Origin of the sequence: Aeromicrobium sp. MLTX1 (assembly GCF_046452335.1) — a bacterium.
Taxonomy (GTDB): Bacteria; Actinomycetota; Actinomycetes; order Propionibacteriales; family Nocardioidaceae; genus Aeromicrobium.
Map to the genome: position 1 here is coordinate 974,239 of NZ_JBKFDN010000001.1, position 17,125 is coordinate 991,363.

Annotated in this window: 19 protein-coding genes and 1 tRNA gene; 14 read left to right on the plus strand and 6 right to left on the minus strand. The window is 72.0% G+C overall.

The window, feature by feature from the left end:
- Nucleotides 1–125: 125 nt before the first annotated feature.
- Nucleotides 126–208: transfer RNA gene (locus ACK99Q_RS04500), tRNA-Leu, on the plus strand.
- 57 nt (nt 209–265) lie between these two features.
- Here the strand turns inward: ACK99Q_RS04500 and ACK99Q_RS04505 are convergent.
- The 3 genes from ACK99Q_RS04505 to ACK99Q_RS04515 form a co-directional block, all read right to left on the minus strand.
- Nucleotides 266–1,309, minus strand: a complete 1,044-nt coding sequence (locus tag ACK99Q_RS04505; protein WP_410185032.1) for a zinc-dependent alcohol dehydrogenase — start codon at nt 1,307–1,309, stop codon at nt 266–268.
- A gap of 144 nt (nt 1,310–1,453) precedes the next feature.
- A complete protein-coding gene (locus ACK99Q_RS04510) occupies nt 1,454–1,756 on the minus strand; it encodes a DUF4235 domain-containing protein (RefSeq protein WP_410185033.1) in 303 nt (100 codons plus the stop codon).
- Nucleotides 1,756–2,046 carry a WhiB family transcriptional regulator gene (locus tag ACK99Q_RS04515; RefSeq protein WP_410185034.1) on the minus strand — a complete coding sequence of 97 codons (291 nt, stop codon included), beginning with the start codon at nt 2,044–2,046 and terminating at the stop codon, nt 1,756–1,758. Before ACK99Q_RS04515 ends, ACK99Q_RS04510 begins: the two co-directional genes overlap by 1 nt.
- A 127-nt stretch (nt 2,047–2,173) precedes the next feature.
- On the opposite strand from ACK99Q_RS04515, the gene ACK99Q_RS04520 reads away from it, so the two are divergent.
- Genes ACK99Q_RS04520 through ACK99Q_RS04535 form a run of 4 tightly spaced genes read left to right on the plus strand, consistent with a single transcriptional unit; the run spans nt 2,174 to nt 5,286 of the window.
- A complete protein-coding gene (locus tag ACK99Q_RS04520; RefSeq protein ID WP_410185035.1) occupies nt 2,174–3,055 on the plus strand; it encodes a MerR family transcriptional regulator in 882 nt (293 codons plus the stop codon).
- A gap of 5 nt (nt 3,056–3,060) precedes the next feature.
- The gene (locus ACK99Q_RS04525; protein ID WP_410185036.1) at nt 3,061–3,867 is read left to right on the plus strand and encodes a crotonase/enoyl-CoA hydratase family protein; all 807 of its coding nucleotides are present in this window, start codon (nt 3,061–3,063) and stop codon (nt 3,865–3,867) included.
- 50 nt (nt 3,868–3,917) lie between these two features.
- On the plus strand, nt 3,918–4,685 hold the full coding sequence (locus tag ACK99Q_RS04530) for a class I SAM-dependent methyltransferase (RefSeq protein WP_410185037.1): 768 nt from the start codon (nt 3,918–3,920) through the stop codon (nt 4,683–4,685).
- 1 nt (nt 4,686) lies between these two features.
- Nucleotides 4,687–5,286, plus strand: coding sequence for an IMPACT family protein (locus ACK99Q_RS04535; protein ID WP_410185038.1), 600 nt, complete (start codon nt 4,687–4,689; stop codon nt 5,284–5,286).
- Nucleotides 5,287–5,368: 82 nt separating this feature from the next.
- Here the strand turns inward: ACK99Q_RS04535 and ACK99Q_RS04540 are convergent, their stop codons facing one another.
- Nucleotides 5,369–5,890, minus strand: coding sequence for a TetR/AcrR family transcriptional regulator (locus tag ACK99Q_RS04540; protein ID WP_410185039.1), 522 nt, complete (start codon nt 5,888–5,890; stop codon nt 5,369–5,371).
- Nucleotides 5,891–6,018: 128 nt separating this feature from the next.
- Here ACK99Q_RS04540 and ACK99Q_RS04545 point away from each other — a divergent pair, with 128 nt between their 5' ends.
- The 4 genes from ACK99Q_RS04545 to ACK99Q_RS04560 all read left to right on the plus strand — a co-directional run bounded on the left by ACK99Q_RS04545 (nt 6,019) and on the right by ACK99Q_RS04560 (nt 9,849).
- On the plus strand, nt 6,019–7,524 hold the full coding sequence (locus ACK99Q_RS04545) for an MFS transporter (protein WP_410185040.1): 1,506 nt from the start codon (nt 6,019–6,021) through the stop codon (nt 7,522–7,524).
- Between the two features lie 19 nt (nt 7,525–7,543).
- Nucleotides 7,544–8,350: a hypothetical protein gene (locus ACK99Q_RS04550; protein WP_410185041.1), complete on the plus strand. Its 807-nt coding sequence runs from the start codon at nt 7,544–7,546 to the stop codon at nt 8,348–8,350.
- A gap of 16 nt (nt 8,351–8,366) precedes the next feature.
- Entirely contained in the window at nt 8,367–8,852 is a 486-nt protein-coding gene (locus tag ACK99Q_RS04555) for an NUDIX domain-containing protein (protein ID WP_410185042.1), read from the plus strand.
- Between the two features lie 85 nt (nt 8,853–8,937).
- Nucleotides 8,938–9,849, plus strand: a complete 912-nt coding sequence (locus ACK99Q_RS04560) for an EamA family transporter (protein ID WP_410185043.1) — start codon at nt 8,938–8,940, stop codon at nt 9,847–9,849.
- Here ACK99Q_RS04560 and ACK99Q_RS04565 read toward each other — a convergent pair.
- The gene (locus ACK99Q_RS04565; RefSeq protein ID WP_410185044.1) at nt 9,779–10,333 is read right to left on the minus strand and encodes a TetR/AcrR family transcriptional regulator; all 555 of its coding nucleotides are present in this window, start codon (nt 10,331–10,333) and stop codon (nt 9,779–9,781) included. The two genes, ACK99Q_RS04560 and ACK99Q_RS04565, sit on opposite strands and share 71 nt — an antisense overlap.
- 52 nt (nt 10,334–10,385) lie before the next feature.
- Here ACK99Q_RS04565 and ACK99Q_RS04570 point away from each other — a divergent pair, with 52 nt between their 5' ends.
- From ACK99Q_RS04570 to ACK99Q_RS04580, 3 genes are read left to right on the plus strand one after another with little or no spacing between them, the layout of a single operon-like run.
- A complete protein-coding gene (locus tag ACK99Q_RS04570) occupies nt 10,386–11,918 on the plus strand; it encodes a carboxyl transferase domain-containing protein (RefSeq protein ID WP_410186060.1) in 1,533 nt (510 codons plus the stop codon).
- Between the two features lie 5 nt (nt 11,919–11,923).
- Entirely contained in the window at nt 11,924–13,714 is a 1,791-nt protein-coding gene (locus ACK99Q_RS04575) for a biotin carboxylase N-terminal domain-containing protein (protein ID WP_410185045.1), read from the plus strand.
- The gene (locus ACK99Q_RS04580; RefSeq protein WP_410185046.1) at nt 13,714–14,637 is read left to right on the plus strand and encodes a hydroxymethylglutaryl-CoA lyase; all 924 of its coding nucleotides are present in this window, start codon (nt 13,714–13,716) and stop codon (nt 14,635–14,637) included. The genes ACK99Q_RS04575 and ACK99Q_RS04580 overlap by 1 nt, the downstream gene beginning before the upstream one ends.
- Nucleotides 14,638–14,726: 89 nt before the next feature.
- On the opposite strand, the gene ACK99Q_RS04585 is transcribed toward ACK99Q_RS04580, so the two are convergent.
- Entirely contained in the window at nt 14,727–15,404 is a 678-nt protein-coding gene (locus ACK99Q_RS04585; RefSeq protein WP_410185047.1) for an EcsC family protein, read from the minus strand.
- Between the two features lie 78 nt (nt 15,405–15,482).
- On the opposite strand from ACK99Q_RS04585, the gene ACK99Q_RS04590 reads away from it, so the two are divergent.
- Entirely contained in the window at nt 15,483–16,448 is a 966-nt protein-coding gene (locus ACK99Q_RS04590) for a phosphotransferase (RefSeq protein WP_410185048.1), read from the plus strand.
- Nucleotides 16,445–17,101: a leucyl/phenylalanyl-tRNA--protein transferase gene (gene aat / locus ACK99Q_RS04595; RefSeq protein ID WP_410185049.1), complete on the plus strand. Its 657-nt coding sequence runs from the start codon at nt 16,445–16,447 to the stop codon at nt 17,099–17,101. The genes ACK99Q_RS04590 and aat overlap by 4 nt, the downstream gene beginning before the upstream one ends.
- Nucleotides 17,102–17,125 lie beyond the last annotated feature (24 nt).

Here is a 17,125-nt window from a genome sequence, read left to right on the forward strand (position 1 = left end):
GAACGGCGTCCTCCGCGGCTGCGACCCGCCGCACACCGGCGCGATCGCGGGAGGGGGACCCGCCGAGTTCGCGTCCCCGACGCTGCCTGTTAGACTCTGACGTCGGTCCGGTTCACCGGATCAACGCGCGAGTGGCGGAATGGTAGACGCGCTGGCTTCAGGTGCCAGTGTCCGCAAGGGCGTGGGGGTTCAAATCCCCCCTCGCGCACAGCAGAAGGGCCGGATCCCACGGGATCCGGCCCTTTCTCGTGCCCGCCCGACCGACTCAGGCGGTCGGGTCGACGAGCACCTTCGCGTGTCGGGACTGGCCCGAGTCGAGCTCGTCCATGAGCTGCGGCAGGTCGGCCAGGCCGATGGTGCCGGTGTGCAGGGAGGCGACGTCGACCGAGCCGTCGGCGATCGCGCGCATGGCTCCGAGGAAGTCCTCGTGGTTGTAGGCGAGCGAGCCGATTATCGTGAGCTCGCGCACCTGCCAGTCGCCGTAGCTGACGGTCGAGTCGGTCATCGGGAAGCCGAGGAGCGCCAGGGTGCCGCCACGACGGACGAGCTCGCCGGACGGCTTGAGGAGCGCGGCGACGCCGGAGCACTCGTAGAGGACGTCGGCGCCGAGGCCGTCCGTCGCGTCGAGCAGCACTTGGGTGAACTCCTCGCCGGGCGCGTGCACGTCGGTGAACCCGAGCGCGGTCGCGGCGGCGCGACGATCCGCGTTCGGCTCGACGACGAAGATCCGTCCGGCGCCGGCGTGGCGCGCGTGCTGCGCGGCGAGGAGGCCGATGGGTCCCGCGCCCTGGACGACGACGATCGCGCCGAGGGTCTGCCGCGCGCGCTTGACCGCGTGGAAGGTCACGGCCGTCGGCTCGACGAGGGCGGCCTCGACGTCGCTGAGACCGTCGAGCACCGGCATGACCCGACGCTCCGAGACGACGAGCGAGGTGGCGAAGCCGCCGTGGTCGGGGGAGTCGGGCGTGACGCCGTTCGCCTCGGCGAACGCGGTGTCGCAGTGCTGGGGGTGGCCCGCCGTGCACTGCGCACAGGTGCCGCACGCAGGTCCGACCGAGGCGACCACCCGGGTTCCGGGCTCCACCGTCGACACGCCCGCGCCGACACGTCGCACCGTGCCGGTCCACTCGTGACCGAACGTCGCGGGCGGGATCTGGCCGCCCGACGTGTAGTTGTGGGTGTCGGTCGCGCAGATGCCGCACAGCGTCACGTCGACCTCCACCATGCCGGGGTCGATCTCGTCCGGCCGGCCCCGCTCCCGCAGCTCGAGGGCGGACGGGGCGGTGATGGCGGCGTACGTAGTAGTCACATGTTCAACTATTCCACGGCCCGCGCAACCGGCCACTTCGCTCGTGCCCCGGACACGACGATGGCCGCGGGGTGGAGTCCCGCGGCCATCATCGGTGTGCGCAGACCGGCAGGAGGAGGGGCCGGTCTTCGCGGAGTCGTGCGCTCAGTCGCCGGGCCACTCGCCCGTCGCCTTGGCGAACGCGCGGGCGCCCTGTCGCTGGACGATCGCGCGGACGCCGGAGAAGATCGCGCCCTGGATGACGGCGGCGAGCAGGATCTCCTTGAGTGGGAACTCCGACTGCGTCGGGTTGGGCGGATCGCCCTCGCTGTTCGGGCTGGCCCGCTTCCAGACCTGCTTGAACACGGCCGATGCGATGAGTCCGGCGATGATCGACGAGATGAGCCCGACCGGCTGGTACAGGATCTTCGCCGACGTGCTGGACTTCGCGGGCTTGGACGCGGGCATCAGCCGACGGCCACCTGACGACCGGCGAGGATCTCGGCTCGCTCGGACTCGGTGAGGCCGCCCCAGACGCCGTACGGCTCCTGGACCGCGAGCGCGTGCTCACGGCACCGGTCGATGACCGGGCACGTGGCGCAGACGGCCTTGGCGTTCTCCTCACGACGGTGACGCTTCATCCCGCGCTCTGCTTCGGGCGAGAAGAAGACGGAGGAGTCGACGCCCATGCAGGCGCCCTCCCACTGCCATTCGTAGGACTCGATGATGGGTGACGGAAGTCGCTTGATGTTGACCATGAAACCTGCCCCTTCCCCAAGGGTGCGGACTGACACGAGCTGGTGTGCACAACTCGGTGAGTAGTCCGACCGTACTACTCAACCTATTCACTAGGCAAGCGACTTGAATAGGTTTTATGATTTCCCCATGCACCGCCGCTGGACCGTGGGGACTCTCTCGGAGATGTTGGGCATCGCCGCCCCCACCCTTCGCACGTGGGAGCGCCGTTACGGCGTGGGTCCCACGTTCCGCACCGCCGGCGGTCACCGCCGCTACACGATCGTCGACGCGGACCGTGTCGCCACGATGGCACGCTTCATCGAATCGGGCGTTCCCGCGCACGACGCGGCCGAACGGGTCAAGCGCCTCTCGCCCCACGAGCTCGCCGCGATCGTCGGCGCCGGGCCGGCCGGCCTGCGGGCCTCGGCGCACGAGCAGGCGGTCTTCGACATCATCGAGGGCGCCAAGGAGCTCGACGCCGCGCGCGTCCAGGAGGCCGCCGAGAAGGCCATCGACCGCTTCGGCATCGAGGAGGCCTGGGACGCGGCCATCGCGCCCGCGATGATCGAGGTCGGCCTGCACTGGGAGGACGGCCGGATCGGCGTCGCGGCCGAGCACCTCGTCACCGCGTGCATCCTCAGCGCCCTGCGCGCGGCGGCGCACCAGTACCCGACGAAGGGCCCGGCGCGCGTCGTGCTGGCCAGCGTCGAGGACGAGCAGCACAAGCTCCCCGTCGTCGCGCTCGGCGCGGCCCTCGCCCGTCACGGTCACGCCTGGACCGAGCTCGGCGCGCGGCTGCCCATGGAGTCGCTGGAGCAGTTCGTCGAGAGCAGCGAGCCCGAGGCCGTCTTCCTGTGGTCGTCGGTCATCGTCCCCGGCGAGGAGGAGCTGGAGCGATTCGCCGCCCTGGGCAAGCGCACGCACCTCTTCCTCGGCGGCACGGGCTGGCCGCACGGCGTCGCCACGTCGCACTCGCTGACCGAGACGGTGCAGCAGTTGCGGCGCGCGCTCGGCGACGCCCTACCCTGATCCCCATGAGCGAACAGCACGTCATCACCGAGATCGAGGGGCCCATCGCCCGCGTCTGGCTCAACCGCCCCGACAAGCTGAACGGCATCACCTTCGGCGTGCTGGACGGACTCCTCGAGGCGGCCGACCGCATCGAGGCCGACCCGAACGTGCGCGCCGTGCTGCTCGAGGGCCGCGGCCCGTCCTTCTGCGCGGGCCTGGACTTCGGTCAGGTCATGACCGACAAGAAGCGCGTCGCCAAGTACTTCCTGCCCAACCCGCTCAAGGGCACGAACAAGTTCCAGCAGCCGCTGTGGGCCTGGCGCGAGCTCTCGGTGCCGGTCATCGCCGTCACCCGCGGCCACGTCTTCGGCGGCGGCATCCAGCTGGCGCTCGCGGCCGACTTCCGCTTCACCACGCCCGACTGCCAGTGGTCGATCCTCGAGGCCAAGTGGGGCCTGGTCCCCGACATGAGCGGCACGGTCGCCCTGGCCGAGCTGGTCAACGCCGACCTAGCCAAGCGCCTCGTGATGACCGGTGAGGTCTTCTCCGGCGAGCAGGCCGTCGAGTACGGCATCGCCTCGGGCGTGGCCGACGACCCGACCAAGCCCGCGCTCGAGCTGATCGACCAGCTGCTGACGCGCTCGCCCGACTCCGTCGCGGCCTCCAAGAGGCTGCTGAACGACACGCGCCGCGCGACCCCGCGCCGCGCGTTCGCCCTCGAGCGCAAGCTGCAGAAGGCCATGTTCAAGGCGCCCAACACGGCCATCGCCCGCAAGGCCGGCATGGAGAAGTCCGACCCCGAGTTCGGTCCGCGCACCTTCGGTCGCTGAGCCGTCCGCGCGATTCGGGGCGTGGGGTCCGGATTGCTAGGATTTGCCCGGTGAGCGAGGACAACAAGCCCAGCAAGAAGGTCGCCGACCAGTACGACCGGGGGTACGACTACACCCAGTACTGGAACAACCGCGACTACGAGAACGCCGCCGAGCAGGTCGCGATCCGCCGTCTTCTCCAGGGCCGCCGGTTCGCCAAGGCCGCCGACGTCGGCGGTGGCTTCGGTCGTCTCGCCCTGCTGCTGCGCGAGTACGCCGATCGCGTGACGCTCGCCGAGCCCAGCCAGACCCAGCTCGACGCCGCCGAGAAGTTTCTCGAGGGCACCGACGTCATCAAGGCGCGCCAGCAGGCCGACGCCCTGCAGTTCGAGGACGGCGAGCTCGACCTCATCACGATGGTGCGCGTCATGCACCACATCCCCGAGCCCACCGAGGAGTTCGCGGAGATCGCGCGCGTCCTCGCGCCGGGCGGCACCGCGATCATCGAGGTCGCGAACTACGGGCACTTCAAGAACCGTCGCGCCTTCAAGAAGGCCGGCAAGGCGCTGCCGAAGGAGCCGGTCAGCATCCGCACCGTCGCGGCCGACCAGCCCGACGCGATCGCCTTCGTGAACCACAACATCGACACCGTGGTGAGCCAGCTGGCCGCGGCGGGCCTCGTGCTGGAGCGCAAGCTCTCGGTCTCGAACCTGCGCAGCCAGAAGCTCAAGCGCCTCGTGCCCACGAAGGCCCTCGTCGCGGTCGAGCGCGTGCTGCAGAAGCCGCTCGCGGCCAGCGACTTCGGTCCCTCGATCTTCCTGGAACTGCGCAAGCGCTGAGGTGTCGTACCGCACGATCGACCGGCCCGTCGGTGGCTCCGCCGAGGCCGAGGTCGTCGTGCTGCGGTCGCGGTTCCTGGCGCGGGTCGGCCGGGTCGAGGACGAGGTGTCGGCGCGGGCGCTGATCGCCGAGGTCCGCTCGACGCACCACGACGCCCGGCACCACTGCACGGCGTTCGTGATCGGCCCCAACGGTGCGCTGCGGCGCAGCAACGACGACGGCGAGCCCTCCGGGACCGCCGGACGGCCGATGCTCGAGGTCCTCGCCGGGCGTGAGGTGAGCGACGTTGTCGCGGTCGTCACGCGGTGGTTCGGCGGCACCCTGCTCGGCACCGGGGGCCTCGCGCGCGCCTACGCCGACGCGACGGCGGCCGCTCTCGAGGTGGCCGGCACCCGCGAGCGTGTCCTGTGGCAGCGGGCGCGCGTGACCGTGCCGATCACCGAGGTCGGCGCGATGGAGAGTCGGCTGCGTCGCGACACCGACGTCGTCGACGTCGCCTACGGAGCGGCCGAGGTCTCCTACGAGGTCGCCGCCAGCGACCTCGCCGTCCTCGACCGGCTGCCCTTCGAGACCCTCGAGCCCGTCTGGCGCGACGCGTAGGGACAGTTTCCCCGGTTAACCGGGGAAACTGTCACTTCACGAGGTTTGCGAACCACGGGAAGTGACAGGAAACCTCGTTCAGTCACTGGCCGAGGCGACCGAGGACCTCGCGGACGTGGCCGAGGGCGTCGGGGCTGCCCAGGCCGGTGGTGTCGTCGAAGTAGAGCCCGTCGCCGATCAGCTGGATCGTGCGGGCGAGGGCCTCGTCGGCGAGGTGGTCGTTCAGCACGCCGAACCAGGCGTCGCGGATGTCGGCGAGGGCGGTGCGGGCGCCGTGGTCGTGCTCCTGGGCGATCCGGGAGGCCGCGATGAGCGCGCGGTCGAAGTCGCTGCCGGTGTCCACCGAGGTCTCGAGGTAGAACGCGACCGGACCCTGCGGTGCGGCGCGCATCTGCTCGACGTCGCGGGCCGCCTGGTCGCGCAGCCGCTCGACCATGCCGTCGACGAGGGCCTCGCGGCTGTGGAAGTGGTACAGCAGGCCGCCCTTGGAGACGCCGGCCTCGGCGGCGACGGCGTCGAGCGTGGCCGCGCGGCTGCCCGCGCCGACCAGCAGTCGCTCGAAGGCGTCGAGGACGCGGTCACGGGTGCTGCGTTCCTCGGCCATGCGGCCCAGCCTAGTGAAGGCGGAGCCGGCGAGGGCGAAACGCGACGATCGCGTGACCCCGATCACCGGAAAGCACTGTGATCAGAGTCATTTTGGAACTGTACCGTCTGGACGGTACAGTCGAGGTCATGACGACCTACACGCCTGCGACGCACCGTGCCGGCCGACGCGAGTGGTTCGCGTTGGCGGTGCTGATGCTGCCCGTGCTGCTCGTGTCGGTCGACAACACGGTGCTCTCGTTCGCGCTGCCGGAGATCAGCCGTGAGCTGCGCCCCAGCGGCAACCAGCTCATGTGGATCGTCGACGTCTACGCGCTCATGCTGGCCGGCCTGCTCATCGCGATGGGCAGCCTCGGCGACCGTGTGGGCCGGCGTCGCCTGCTCGTCGTCGGCGCGGTCGGCTTTGGCGTGGCCTCGGCGATCGCCGCGTTCAGCACGACCCCCGAGATGCTGATCGCCGGACGCGCGCTGCTCGGCTTCTTCGGTGCGACGCTCATGCCGTCGACGCTGTCGCTGATCCGCAACATCTTCGAGGACGCCCGCGACCGCCGTACCGCGATCGCCGCCTGGGCCGCGATGTTCTCCGGCGGCGCCGTCCTCGGTCCCGTCGTCGGCGGCTACCTCCTCGAGCACTTCTGGTGGGGCTCGGTCTTCCTGCTGAACGTCCCGCTGATCATCGTGTTCGTGCCGCTGGCGCTCGCCGTGATCCCCGAGTCGCGCGACCCGCAGCCGGGCCCGTTCGACCCGATCTCGGTGCTGCTGTCGCTCCTGGCGATGGTGCCGCTGGTCTACGCGATCAAGCACGGCGCCAGCGCGGGTCTCGACGACGTCACGCTCGCGGCGCTCGCCCTCGGCCTGTCCTCGGGCTGGCTGTTCGTCCGCCGTCAGCAGCGCAGTGCGAACCCGATGCTCGACCTCTCACTGTTCAGGAACCCGGTCTTCAGCGGCGCCCTCGCGGCGAACGCGCTGAGCCTCATGGCGCTCGCGGGCTTCCTGTACTTCGGCGCGCAGCTGCTGCAGCTCGTGCTCGGCCTGTCGCCGTTGGAGTCCGCGCTCGTCCTGGTGCCGGGCTCGGTCGCGACGATGGTGGCCGGCTTCGCCGCCGTGCGCCTCGTCGAGCGGGTGCCGGTGCGCACGCTCGTGCCGCTGAGCTTCGTGCTCTCGTCGAGCGGCTACGCGATCGCCGCGTTCACGGGTCACCCCACGGTGCTGTCGGTCGCCGTGGCGTTCACGGTGCTCGGGATCGGCATCGGCCTGGCCGAGACGATCACGAACGACCTCATCCTGTCGAGCGTCCCGCCGCAGAAGGCCGGCGCCGCCTCGGCGATCTCCGAGACCGCCTACGAGATCGGCGCCGTGCTGGGCACGGCCGTCCTCGGCAGTGTGCTGACGGCGACCTTCCGCTCGCACCTCACGGTGCCCGCCGTCGCGAAGTTCGGCGAGCAGGAGAACGCGTTCGAGACCCTCGGCAGCACCCTGCAGTTCGCCGAGCAGTTCGGTGCGCCGGTCGAGGGCTGGATCCACGCGTCGGCGGCGTCGGCGTTCGACCTCGGCGTCCAGTTCACGGCCGGTGCCGCGATCTTCGTCGCGCTGGCCGCGGCGCTGATCTCGCGACGCACCCTGCGGCACGGCTGAGCGGACCTACACTCGGCCCATGCGGGGTCGGATCGCGCTCGTCGCAGCCCTCCTGGTGGCGGCCGGGTGCTCCGGCGCGCCCGAGCCGAGCGATCCGCCGGACGGCTTCACCGCCCAGGTGATGCAGTACCGCGGCAAGCGGCTGACGCGTGACATCGCGGTCGCGATCCGCAACGACACGCGGCGCGAGATCACGATCTCGGCGATGCGACTGGAGTCGAACCGCTGGTCCGAGGCCGTCGACTGGGACGGCGAGGAGGAGATCGGGCCCGGGTTCGGCACCGGCATCGACGTCGATCCGCCGTCCGGCACGTGCCCCGACGGGGAGGAGCTGGAGGCGGTCGCGGACTTCACCTACCGGTACGGCGACGAGGAGCGGCGCTCGGAGATCCCCGTGGCCGATCCGTACGGCGTGCTGCGCGACCTCGTCGACGGGGACTGCGGCGAGCAGGCGTTCGCCGACGCCACGACGGTCACGGTCGGCTCGCCCGAGGTCACCGGCGACACGTGGTCGGCGCCGCTGGACCTCGAGCCGCGCGGACCGAACGACGTCGTGCTGCTCGGCTTCGCGCCGACCCTGCGCTTCGCGTTCGGTCCCGCCACGCCCACCGAGGTCGAGCTGCCGCTCGACCGTCCCCAGCGGCTGCGGCTCGACGTCGTCATGGGGCGCTGCGACCCGCACGTGGTGGCCGAGGACAAGGTCGGCTCGCGCTTCGGCGTGCGCGTGAGGACCGCCGAGATCGAGCACGCCTACTTCACCTTGGACCTCGCGGACGACGTGCGCGCCTCCCTCGAGGACTTCTACCGCGAGCGGTGTCGGCCGTGAGTGACACACTGGCGCGATGACCGAGCACTACCCGCTGGACGACCACGCCGACTCCCGCTCGCTGCTCGTCGCGGCCGCCTACGTGGTGCTGCGCCGCGGCGACGAGGTGTTCGTGCAGCGGCGGCACGGGACGGGCTACCGCGACGGCTACTGGGCCGTCATCGCGGGCCACGTCGACCCCGGTGAGTCCGTGCACGAGGCCGCCGTCCGCGAGGCCGAGGAGGAGGCCGGCGTCTCGATCGCGCCCGACGACCTCCGTCCGCTCACCTCGATCCACCGCTTCGAGCGCGGCGGTCCGCAGGTGGAGCAGCGGATCGACGTCTTCTTCGAGGTCACGCAGTGGGGCGGCGATGCCGAGCTGCGCGAGGCCGACAAGGCCTCCGACATGGGCTGGTACCCGCTGTCGGCGCTGCCCGAGCCGTTCGTCCCGCACGAGCGCGACGTGCTCGACCTCCTCGCTGCGGGCACCCCGGTGCCGGCGGTGATCTCGCTGCCGCTCTGACGGAGGCGCCCCCGTGGCGCGATCTCGACGGAATGTGGCGGGCCCTTCCGCTGTGCGGCGCAGGGGGCCCTGCGAGCATGGTCCGGTGACCCGACGCGACAGTCTTCTCGCGGTGCTCGTCGCGGTGCTGTGGGGCTGCAACTTCGTGGCCATCCACGTCGGCCTGCAGGACGTGCCGCCCTTCCTCTTCCTCGCGATCCGGTTCACCCTCGTCGCGTTCCCGCTCGTGTTCTTCGTCGCCCGGCCGCAGGCGCCGCTGCGCTCGGTCCTCGGCGTCGGCCTGTTCATGAGCCTGGGCCAGTTCGGCCTGCTGTACCTGGCGATGGCGATCGGGATGCCCGCCGGCCTGGCGGCCCTCGTACTGCAGGCCCAGGTCATCTTCACGATCCTCATCGCCGCTGCCGTGCTGGGCGAGCGCGCGTCGCACCGCCAGGCGATCGGTGCCACCATCGGCACCGCCGGCCTCGCGATCGTCGCGTGGGGCTTCCACCAGGACGCGCCGCTCGTGCCGCTGCTCGTCACCGTCGGCGCGGCGCTCTCGTGGGCGATCGGCAACGTCATCGCCCGAGCGGCCAAGGTGCCGTCGGGCCTGTCGCTCGTGGTCTGGTCGGCGCTCGTCGTGCCGCTGCCCTGCCTGGCGATGTCGCTGCTGTTCGAGGGGCCCGCCGAGATCGGCGACGCCCTCGCCGGCTTCGGGATCGCCGCCTGGGCCAGCACGCTCTACACGGTCGTGCTGGCGTCACTGGTGGGCTACACGATCTTCAACCGCCTCATGGCGACCTACCCGGCGGCCAGCGTGGTGCCCTACATCCTGCTGGTGCCGCCGGTGGGCGTCGCGTCGGCGTGGGCGGCGCTGGGCGAGGTGCCCAGCACGCTCGAGTGGGTGGGCGGCGTCGTGATGATGGTGGGCGTCGCGGTCGCGACGGTCACGCTCCGGAGGCCAGGAGCGCGTCCCGCGCCATCGTCGCCAGCAGTCGTGCCATCGAGTCCGAGCTGATCCGCGCCGAGTGCGGCGTGGAGTTGATCAGGCCGAACACGGCCTGGGTCGCGGCGCGCGCCGTGCCGCGGTCGAGGTCGGGCCGCAGCTCGCGCAGGGTCTCGACCCACGCGTCGATGTAGGCCAGCTGCAGCTCGCGCACCGCGACCTGCGCCTGCTCGGGCAGGTTCGACCACTCGCGGTCCTGGATCACGATGAGCGCCGGGTGCGTCAGGGCGAACTCGACGTGCCAGGCGACGAGGGCGTCGAGCGCGGCGGAGGCATCGGGTGCCTCGGCCCGGCGGCGACGGCCCTCCGACAGCAGGCGCTCGCTGATCGAGGTCAGCGACTGCGCCAGCAGGTCCTCCTTGCCGGCGAAGTGCTTGTAGAGCGCCGGACCGGAGATGCCGCAGGCCTCGCCGATGTCGTTGACCGAGACGCCGTGGTAGCCGCGCTCGGCGAACAGGCCGGCCGCGGTCTCGAGGATCTGCTCGCGCCGGCTCACGGTAGGAGCATAGCAGCGCAGGTTAATGAGTGTTAACCTTCGAGCCGTGAACATGCGAGAGCTCGTCGCCGAGCTGCGGGAGCGCACCGCGACCGCACGCCTGGGCGGCTCGGAGAAGGCCCGCGACCGCCACGTCGGCCGCGGCAAGCTGCTGCCGCGCGACCGGGTCGACCGGCTGCTCGACCCCGGATCGCCCTTCCTCGAGGTCGGCGCGCTGGCCGCCTACGGGATGTACGGCGACGACCCGTACGCCGTCCCGAGCGCCGGCATCATCACCGGCATCGGCCGCGTCTCGGGTCGCGACTGCGTGATCGTGGCGAACGACGCCACCGTCAAGGGCGGCACGTACTACCCGCTCACGGTGAAGAAGCACCTGCGCGCGCAGACGATCGCGGCTGACAACCACCTGCCGTGCCTCTACCTCGTCGACTCCGGCGGCGCGTTCCTGCCGATGCAGGACGAGGTCTTCCCCGACCGCGACCACTTCGGCCGGATCTTCTTCCACCAGGCGCAGATGTCGTCGCGCGGCATCCCGCAGGTCGCGGCAGTCCTCGGCTCGTGCACCGCCGGCGGCGCCTATGTGCCCGCCATGAGCGACGAGACCGTGATCGTGCGCGACCAGGGCACGATCTTCCTCGGCGGCCCGCCGCTGGTGAAGGCCGCGACGGGCGAGGTCGTCACGGCCGAGGAGCTCGGCGGTGGTGAGGTCCACGCCAAGGTCTCGGGCGTCGTCGACCACCTGGCCGACGACGACGACCACGCGCTGCAGCTGGTCCGCTCGATCGTCGACACCTTCGCGCGTCCGCAGGAGCCCACGATCACCCGGCGCGAGGCGCTCCCGCCGCGCGAAGACCCCGACGGCCTCTACGACGTCGTCCCCGTCGACTCGCGCACGCCGTACGACGTCCGCGAGGTCATCAGCCGCATCGTCGACGACTCGCGACTGCACGAGTTCAAGCCCCTCTACGGCGACACGCTGGTCTGCGGGTTCGCGCACATCGACGGCTGGCCCGTCGCGATCATCGCCAACAACGGCATCCTGTTCAGCGAGTCGGCGCTCAAGGGCGCGCACTTCATCGAGCTGGCCAACCAGCGCGGCATCCCGCTGGTGTTCCTGCAGAACATCACCGGGTTCATGGTCGGCAAGGAGTACGAGAACGGCGGCATCGCCAAGGACGGCGCCAAGCTCGTCACGGCCGTCGCCTCGAGCGTCGTCCCGAAGTTCACGGTCGTCATCGGCGGCTCGTTCGGCGCCGGCAACTACGGCATGTGCGGCCGCGCCTACGACCCGCGCTTCCTGTGGATGTGGCCGAACGCTCGGATCTCGGTGATGGGCGGCGAGCAGGCCGCGTCGGTGCTGGCCACCGTGCGCGGCGACTTCGAGTCGCCCGAGGCCGAGGAGGCGTTCAAGGCGCCGATCCGCGACCAGTACGAGACGCAGGGCTCGCCCTACTACTCGACCGCGCGGCTGTGGGACGACGGGATCATCGACCCCGTCGACACCCGCCGCGTCCTCGCGCTCGGCCTCGCCGCCGCGGCGCACGCCCCCGTTCCCTCGCCGAATTTCGGCGTCTTCCGGATGTGAGTGACATGGCCCTGGACTCCGTGCTCGTCGCCAACCGCGGCGAGATCGCCGCCCGCGTGCTGCGGGCCTGCCGTGAGCTCGGCATTCGCGGGATCGCGGTGCACGTCCCCGGCGACACCGCGCACCTCGCGCTCGCCGACGAGGCGGTCGAGGTGCCGGCGTACCTCGACGTCGCCGCGATCGTCGAGGCCGCGCGCAAGGCCGGCGCGACCGCCGTGCACGCCGGCTACGGCTTCCTGTCCGAGAACGCCGCGTTCGCGCGGGCCGTCGTCGAGGCCGGCCTGGTGTTCGTCGGCCCCGACGCCGACGTCATCGAGCTCATGGGCCGCAAGGACCGCGCCCGCGAGGTCGCGGAGCGCGCCGGGGTGCCGGTCATGCCGCGCTACGAGCCCGACGCGGTGCCCGCCGACGCCTACCCGGTCCTGGTGAAGGCGGCTGCCGGGGGCGGCGGCAAGGGCATGCACGTCGTCCGGCGTCCCGAGCAGCTCGCCGACGCGCTCGCCACCGCGGCCCGCGAGGCGCGCGCCGCGTTCGGTGACGACACGCTGCTGATCGAGCGGTTCGTCGAGGGCGGTCGTCACGTGGAGGTGCAGGTCTTCGGCGACCGGCACGGCCACGTGGTGCACCTGCTCGACCGCGACTGCTCGGTCCAGCGCCGGCACCAGAAGGTCGTCGAGGAGGCCCCCGCGCCGGGCCTCGACCCGGACGTGCGCGAGCGGATCCGCTCCGCCGCCGTGGCCCTGTGCCGCGAGGTCGGCTACGTCAACGCGGGCACGGTGGAGTACCTCGTGCACGGCGACGAGGCCTACTTCCTGGAGATGAACACGCGCCTGCAGGTGGAGCACCCCGTCACGGAGGAGGTCACCGGCACCGACCTCGTCCACTGGCAGCTGGCGGTCGCCGCGGGCGAGCCGCTGCCGCTGGAGCAGGAGGACGTCGTCGAGGTCGGCCACGCCGTCGAGGTGCGCGTCTACGCCGAGGATCCCTACGCCGGCTTCCTCCCGCAGGCCGGGCGGATCCGCGAGGTCTGGTGGCCCGGTGCCCGCATCGAGTCGGTCATCGAGGACTTCGACGGCGCCGACGTCAGCTCGTCGTTCGACCCGATGATCGCGAAGATCGTCACGGTCGGCGACGACCGCGACGAGGCCGTCGACGCGATGGTCGAGGCGCTCGACGCGACCGCGGTCTTCGGCATCCGCTCGAACGTCGGCTTCCTGCGCCGGATCGTCGACTCCGTCACGTTCCGCGCCGCCGCGATGGACACGGGCTGGCTCGACGCCGAGCCCGAGGACCTGCTCGCGCCGCCCGAGGTGCCCGAGCGGGCGGCCGCCGCGGCGGCCCGCCTGCTGTGGCCCACGCCCGACGACGGCTGGCGTGTCGCCGGTCCCGCCGCGCCGCTCGTGCTGCCCGTCGTCGACGAGGAGGGCGTCCGCCACGAGGTCCGCACCCCGTCCGACCAGGTCGTCCCGACCACCACCGACGGCACCCGCGTGTGGGTGGCGATCGAGGGCGAGACCCACGTCTTCGAGCGGCCCGACGGCACCCGTCGCCCGCGCACCCTGCACGCCGGCGACGCCGAGGTGACCGCGCCGATGCCCGGCACCGTGATCGCCGTCGAGGTCGAGACGGGCCAGCGCGTCAAGGCCGGCCAGCGACTCGGAGCGGTCGAGGCCATGAAGATGGAGCTGGCGCTCACCGCCGCACACGCGGGCGTCGTCACCGAGGTGGCCGCCACGGTCGGGCGCCAGGTGAAGATGGGCGACCTGCTGTTCCACGTCGAGGCGCAGGAGGACTGATGGCACTGCCGATGGTCGAGCGCGACCCCAGCCTGCCCGCGCGCGTCACGATCTACGAGGTCGGACCGCGCGACGGCCTGCAGAACGAGTCCGGGATCGTCCCGGTCGACGCCAAGGTCGCGTTCATCGAGGACCTCGTGGCCGCGGGACTGCCGGTCGTCGAGGCCACCAGCTTCGTGCACCCGAGGTGGGTTCCCCAGCTCGCCGACGCCGCCGAGGTCGTCGCGCGACTCCCCCTGGCAGGCCGCGTGCCGCTGCCCGTCCTCGTGCCGAACGAGCGCGGGCTCGACCGCGCCCTGGAGTCCGGGGTGCGGCACATCGCGATCTTCGCCAGCGCCACCGAGACCTTCGCCGCAAAGAACCTCAACAGCTCGGTCGAGGGCCAGTTCGCGATGTTCGAGCCGGTGGTCCGCCGCGCGCTCGACGCCGGCGTCGACGTGCGCGCCTACGTCTCGATGTGCTTCGGCGACCCGTGGGAGGGCGCCGTCGACCCCGCCCAGGTCGTGGGGGTGGGACGACGTCTGCTCGACCTCGGGGCCACCCAGCTCTCGATCGGCGACACCATCGGCGTCGGCACCGCAGCCCACGTGGCCCGGCTCGTCGGCGACTTCGCCGACGCGGGCGTGCCGGCCGACCGGCTCGCGATGCACTTCCACGACACCTACGGGCAGGCGCTCGCGAACGCCCTCGCCGCGCTGCGCTGCGGGATCACCACGTTCGACGCGTCCGCCGGCGGCCTGGGTGGCTGCCCCTACGCCGAGAGCGCGACGGGCAACCTCGCCACGGAGGACCTCGTCTGGATGCTCACCGGCCTGGGCATCGAGCACGGCGTCGACCTGCCGGCCCTCGTCCGCGCCAGCGTGCGGATGGCCGAGGTCCTCGGCCGCGAGAGCCCCTCGGCCGTCGTCCGCGCCCTCGCCTGATCTCGATACGCGGGCTCGTTCCTCGCCCTGCTACTCGATCGCCGGTCGAGTAGCACGCGAGCGGAGCGAGCGGCGTATCGAGACCCGCGTCAGCGGCGACGGAGGCGGCGGTCCTTGAGCTCGGACTGCGCGTAGCGGCCGACCTGCCAGGTGCCGAATCCGTCGGCACCGGCGCCGACGGCGCCGCCGAGCAGCGGGATCTTCTTGCCGGCGAGCATCAGCGCGCGGCGGCCGATCGTGCGGCCGACCAGCTCGCCGGTGACCTCCTTGGCGATGCGGTCGTCGAGCACCGGGTCGTGCACCGGGGAGGTCGCGAGCGCCATCGGGGACGACGGCAGCGTGCGCTTCTTGATCATCTCCTTGACGGTGTCCTCGCCGAGCATCACCGCGAGCACGGCGTTGCGCACGCGCGGGTCCTCGATGTCGTAGCCGCGCAGGTGCGCGATGCTCGCGACGAGGTGGCACTGCACGATCGTGACGCCGACGACGTTGGCCGGGACGGTGGCGGGCGCCAGCGCGACGCCGCCGAGGTTCGTGACGAACCCCTGGAGGCCCGCGAGGCTCGTGTGGGAGCGGACGAGCGCGGCGACGGCCTTCTCGACGTCACCGGCGTTCGCGGCCAGCTTGGCCCCGGCCGTCTCGACGACGGGGCGCAGCGGCCCGATGCCGTCGATGGCCTTGTCGAGGACCGTGCGGACGTAGCCCGAGGCCACGGAGGGCACCACCCGGGTGCCCGCCTCCTTCGCGATCCGGTCCTTCATTCCCATGCCGCAAGCATAGGAAGACGGCGCGAATGCGCTCGTTCGCCGCACGCGCAGCGGCCTCGGGCCCCCTAGGGTGGGCCCATGGCGCAGGAGCCGTTCTCGACGCTGGTGGCGACGCCGCAGTGGCGCGCCCTCGCCGAGGAGTGGACGGCGGAGGCGCTCGGGCGTCACGGCATCGAGGTGACAGGCCCGATCGAGCAGCCCCGCATCCGCGCCTGGTCGACGCAGCTCACCGTGCCGACCGACGCCGGCCTCGTCTGGTTCAAGGCCACGTGCCCGGCCATGGCGTTCGAGCCGGCGCTGCAGCAGGAGATGGCCAGGCTCGTGCCCGGCGCCGTCCAGGAACCACTCGCGATCGACGCCGAGCAGGGCTGGATGCTCACCCGCGACCACGGCCCCACGGTCGGCGACCGGCGCACGCCCACCGTGCAGGACTGGCGGCTCGCCGTCGCCGAGGCCGCGCGGGTCCAGCGCGCGCTCGTCGACCACCGCGAGGAGCTGCTGGCCACCGGCCTGCCCGACGCCGCTCCGGAGACCGTCGTCGACCGCTTCGACCGCATGCTCGAGATCCACGAGCAGGTGCCGGCCGAGGAGGGCCCGCACGTCGCGCCCGGCACGATCGAGGCGCTGCGCTCGCGGCGGTCCGAGCTCGTGGACGCGTGTGCCGAGCTCGCGGAGTCCGCCGTGCCGTCCACGTGGCAGCACGGCGACCTGCACCCGTGGAACCTCTACGGCACTGACGGCCACGTGAGCCTGTTCGACCTCGGCGACGGCATGTGGGCCCACGCGGTCGAGCTGCTCTGCGTCCCGTACGGCGTGGTCACGTCGTCCGACGACGTGGCCTGGGCCGACGTCGTCCCCGCGTGGCGCGAGGTCTGGGAGGTCGAGCCCGAGGAGTTCGACCGCCTCTGGCGCGCCACCGGCTTCACGCACGCGGTGAACCGGGCCGTCACGTGGCACCGGGCCCTGCTCACCGCGACCGCCGCCGAGGTCGCCGAGTGGGGCAGCGCGGTCGAGCACCACCTGGCCTCCATGCTGGACGCATGACGCCGGTCCCCCTGCCGCCCTCGCCCTGGGCGTTCGAGCCCGCGGAGTGGCCCGACGACGACTGCATCGCCTCCGGCGCCGACCTCGAACCCTCCACCCTTTACGAGGCGTACCGCCGCGGCGCGTTCCCGATGCCCGACCGCCGCCGGCTGCTGTGGTGGTCGCCGACGGAGCGCGGCGTGCTCGGCCCGGGCGACCTGAAGGTCTCACGGTCGCTGCGGCGGTCGCTGCGATCGTTCGCGATCACCGTCGACACCGACTTCGAGGCCGTCATCGACGCGTGCGCCGACCCGCGCCGCCCGGGAGCCTGGATCGACGCCTCGATCCGCCACGCCTACGTGCGGCTCTTCGAGCTCGGCCACGCGCACAGCATCGAGACCCGCGACGAGCAGGGACGTCTGGTCGGCGGGCTCTACGGAGTCGGGATCGGCGCTCTGTTCGCAGGCGAATCCATGTTCCACCGCCGCACCGACGCCTCGAAGGCCGCGCTGGTCGGGCTGGTCGAGCAGATGTCGGTCCTGCCGGACTGGCTGATCGACACCCAGTGGCAGACCCCGCACCTGGCGACGCTGGGCGTCCGCGAGGTCCCGCGGGCGACCTACCTCGCCGCGATCGAGGCCCTCGTGGACCTCCCTGCACCCGATTGGCCCTGAAATCTCGCGACACGCCGGGGGCCC

Excerpts from the sequence above, each read along its gene's own strand:
- ACK99Q_RS04510 (WP_410185033.1), bottom strand. The coding sequence starts at position 1,756 with ATGCCCGCGTCCAAGCCCGCGAAGTCCAGCACGTCGGCGAAGATCCTG.
- ACK99Q_RS04515 (WP_410185034.1), bottom strand. The coding sequence starts at position 2,046 with ATGGTCAACATCAAGCGACTTCCGTCACCCATCATCGAGTCCTACGAA.
- ACK99Q_RS04520 (WP_410185035.1), top strand. The coding sequence starts at position 2,174 with ATGCACCGCCGCTGGACCGTGGGGACTCTCTCGGAGATGTTGGGCATC.
- ACK99Q_RS04525 (WP_410185036.1), top strand. The coding sequence starts at position 3,061 with ATGAGCGAACAGCACGTCATCACCGAGATCGAGGGGCCCATCGCCCGC.
- ACK99Q_RS04540 (WP_410185039.1), bottom strand. The coding sequence starts at position 5,890 with ATGGCCGAGGAACGCAGCACCCGTGACCGCGTCCTCGACGCCTTCGAG.
- ACK99Q_RS04545 (WP_410185040.1), top strand. The coding sequence starts at position 6,019 with ATGACGACCTACACGCCTGCGACGCACCGTGCCGGCCGACGCGAGTGG.
- ACK99Q_RS04550 (WP_410185041.1), top strand. The coding sequence starts at position 7,544 with ATGCGGGGTCGGATCGCGCTCGTCGCAGCCCTCCTGGTGGCGGCCGGG.
- ACK99Q_RS04555 (WP_410185042.1), top strand. The coding sequence starts at position 8,367 with ATGACCGAGCACTACCCGCTGGACGACCACGCCGACTCCCGCTCGCTG.
- ACK99Q_RS04570 (WP_410186060.1), top strand. The coding sequence starts at position 10,386 with ATGCGAGAGCTCGTCGCCGAGCTGCGGGAGCGCACCGCGACCGCACGC.
- ACK99Q_RS04575 (WP_410185045.1), top strand. The coding sequence starts at position 11,924 with ATGGCCCTGGACTCCGTGCTCGTCGCCAACCGCGGCGAGATCGCCGCC.
- ACK99Q_RS04580 (WP_410185046.1), top strand. The coding sequence starts at position 13,714 with ATGGCACTGCCGATGGTCGAGCGCGACCCCAGCCTGCCCGCGCGCGTC.
- ACK99Q_RS04585 (WP_410185047.1), bottom strand. The coding sequence starts at position 15,404 with ATGGGAATGAAGGACCGGATCGCGAAGGAGGCGGGCACCCGGGTGGTG.
- ACK99Q_RS04590 (WP_410185048.1), top strand. The coding sequence starts at position 15,483 with ATGGCGCAGGAGCCGTTCTCGACGCTGGTGGCGACGCCGCAGTGGCGC.
- aat (WP_410185049.1), top strand. The coding sequence starts at position 16,445 with ATGACGCCGGTCCCCCTGCCGCCCTCGCCCTGGGCGTTCGAGCCCGCG.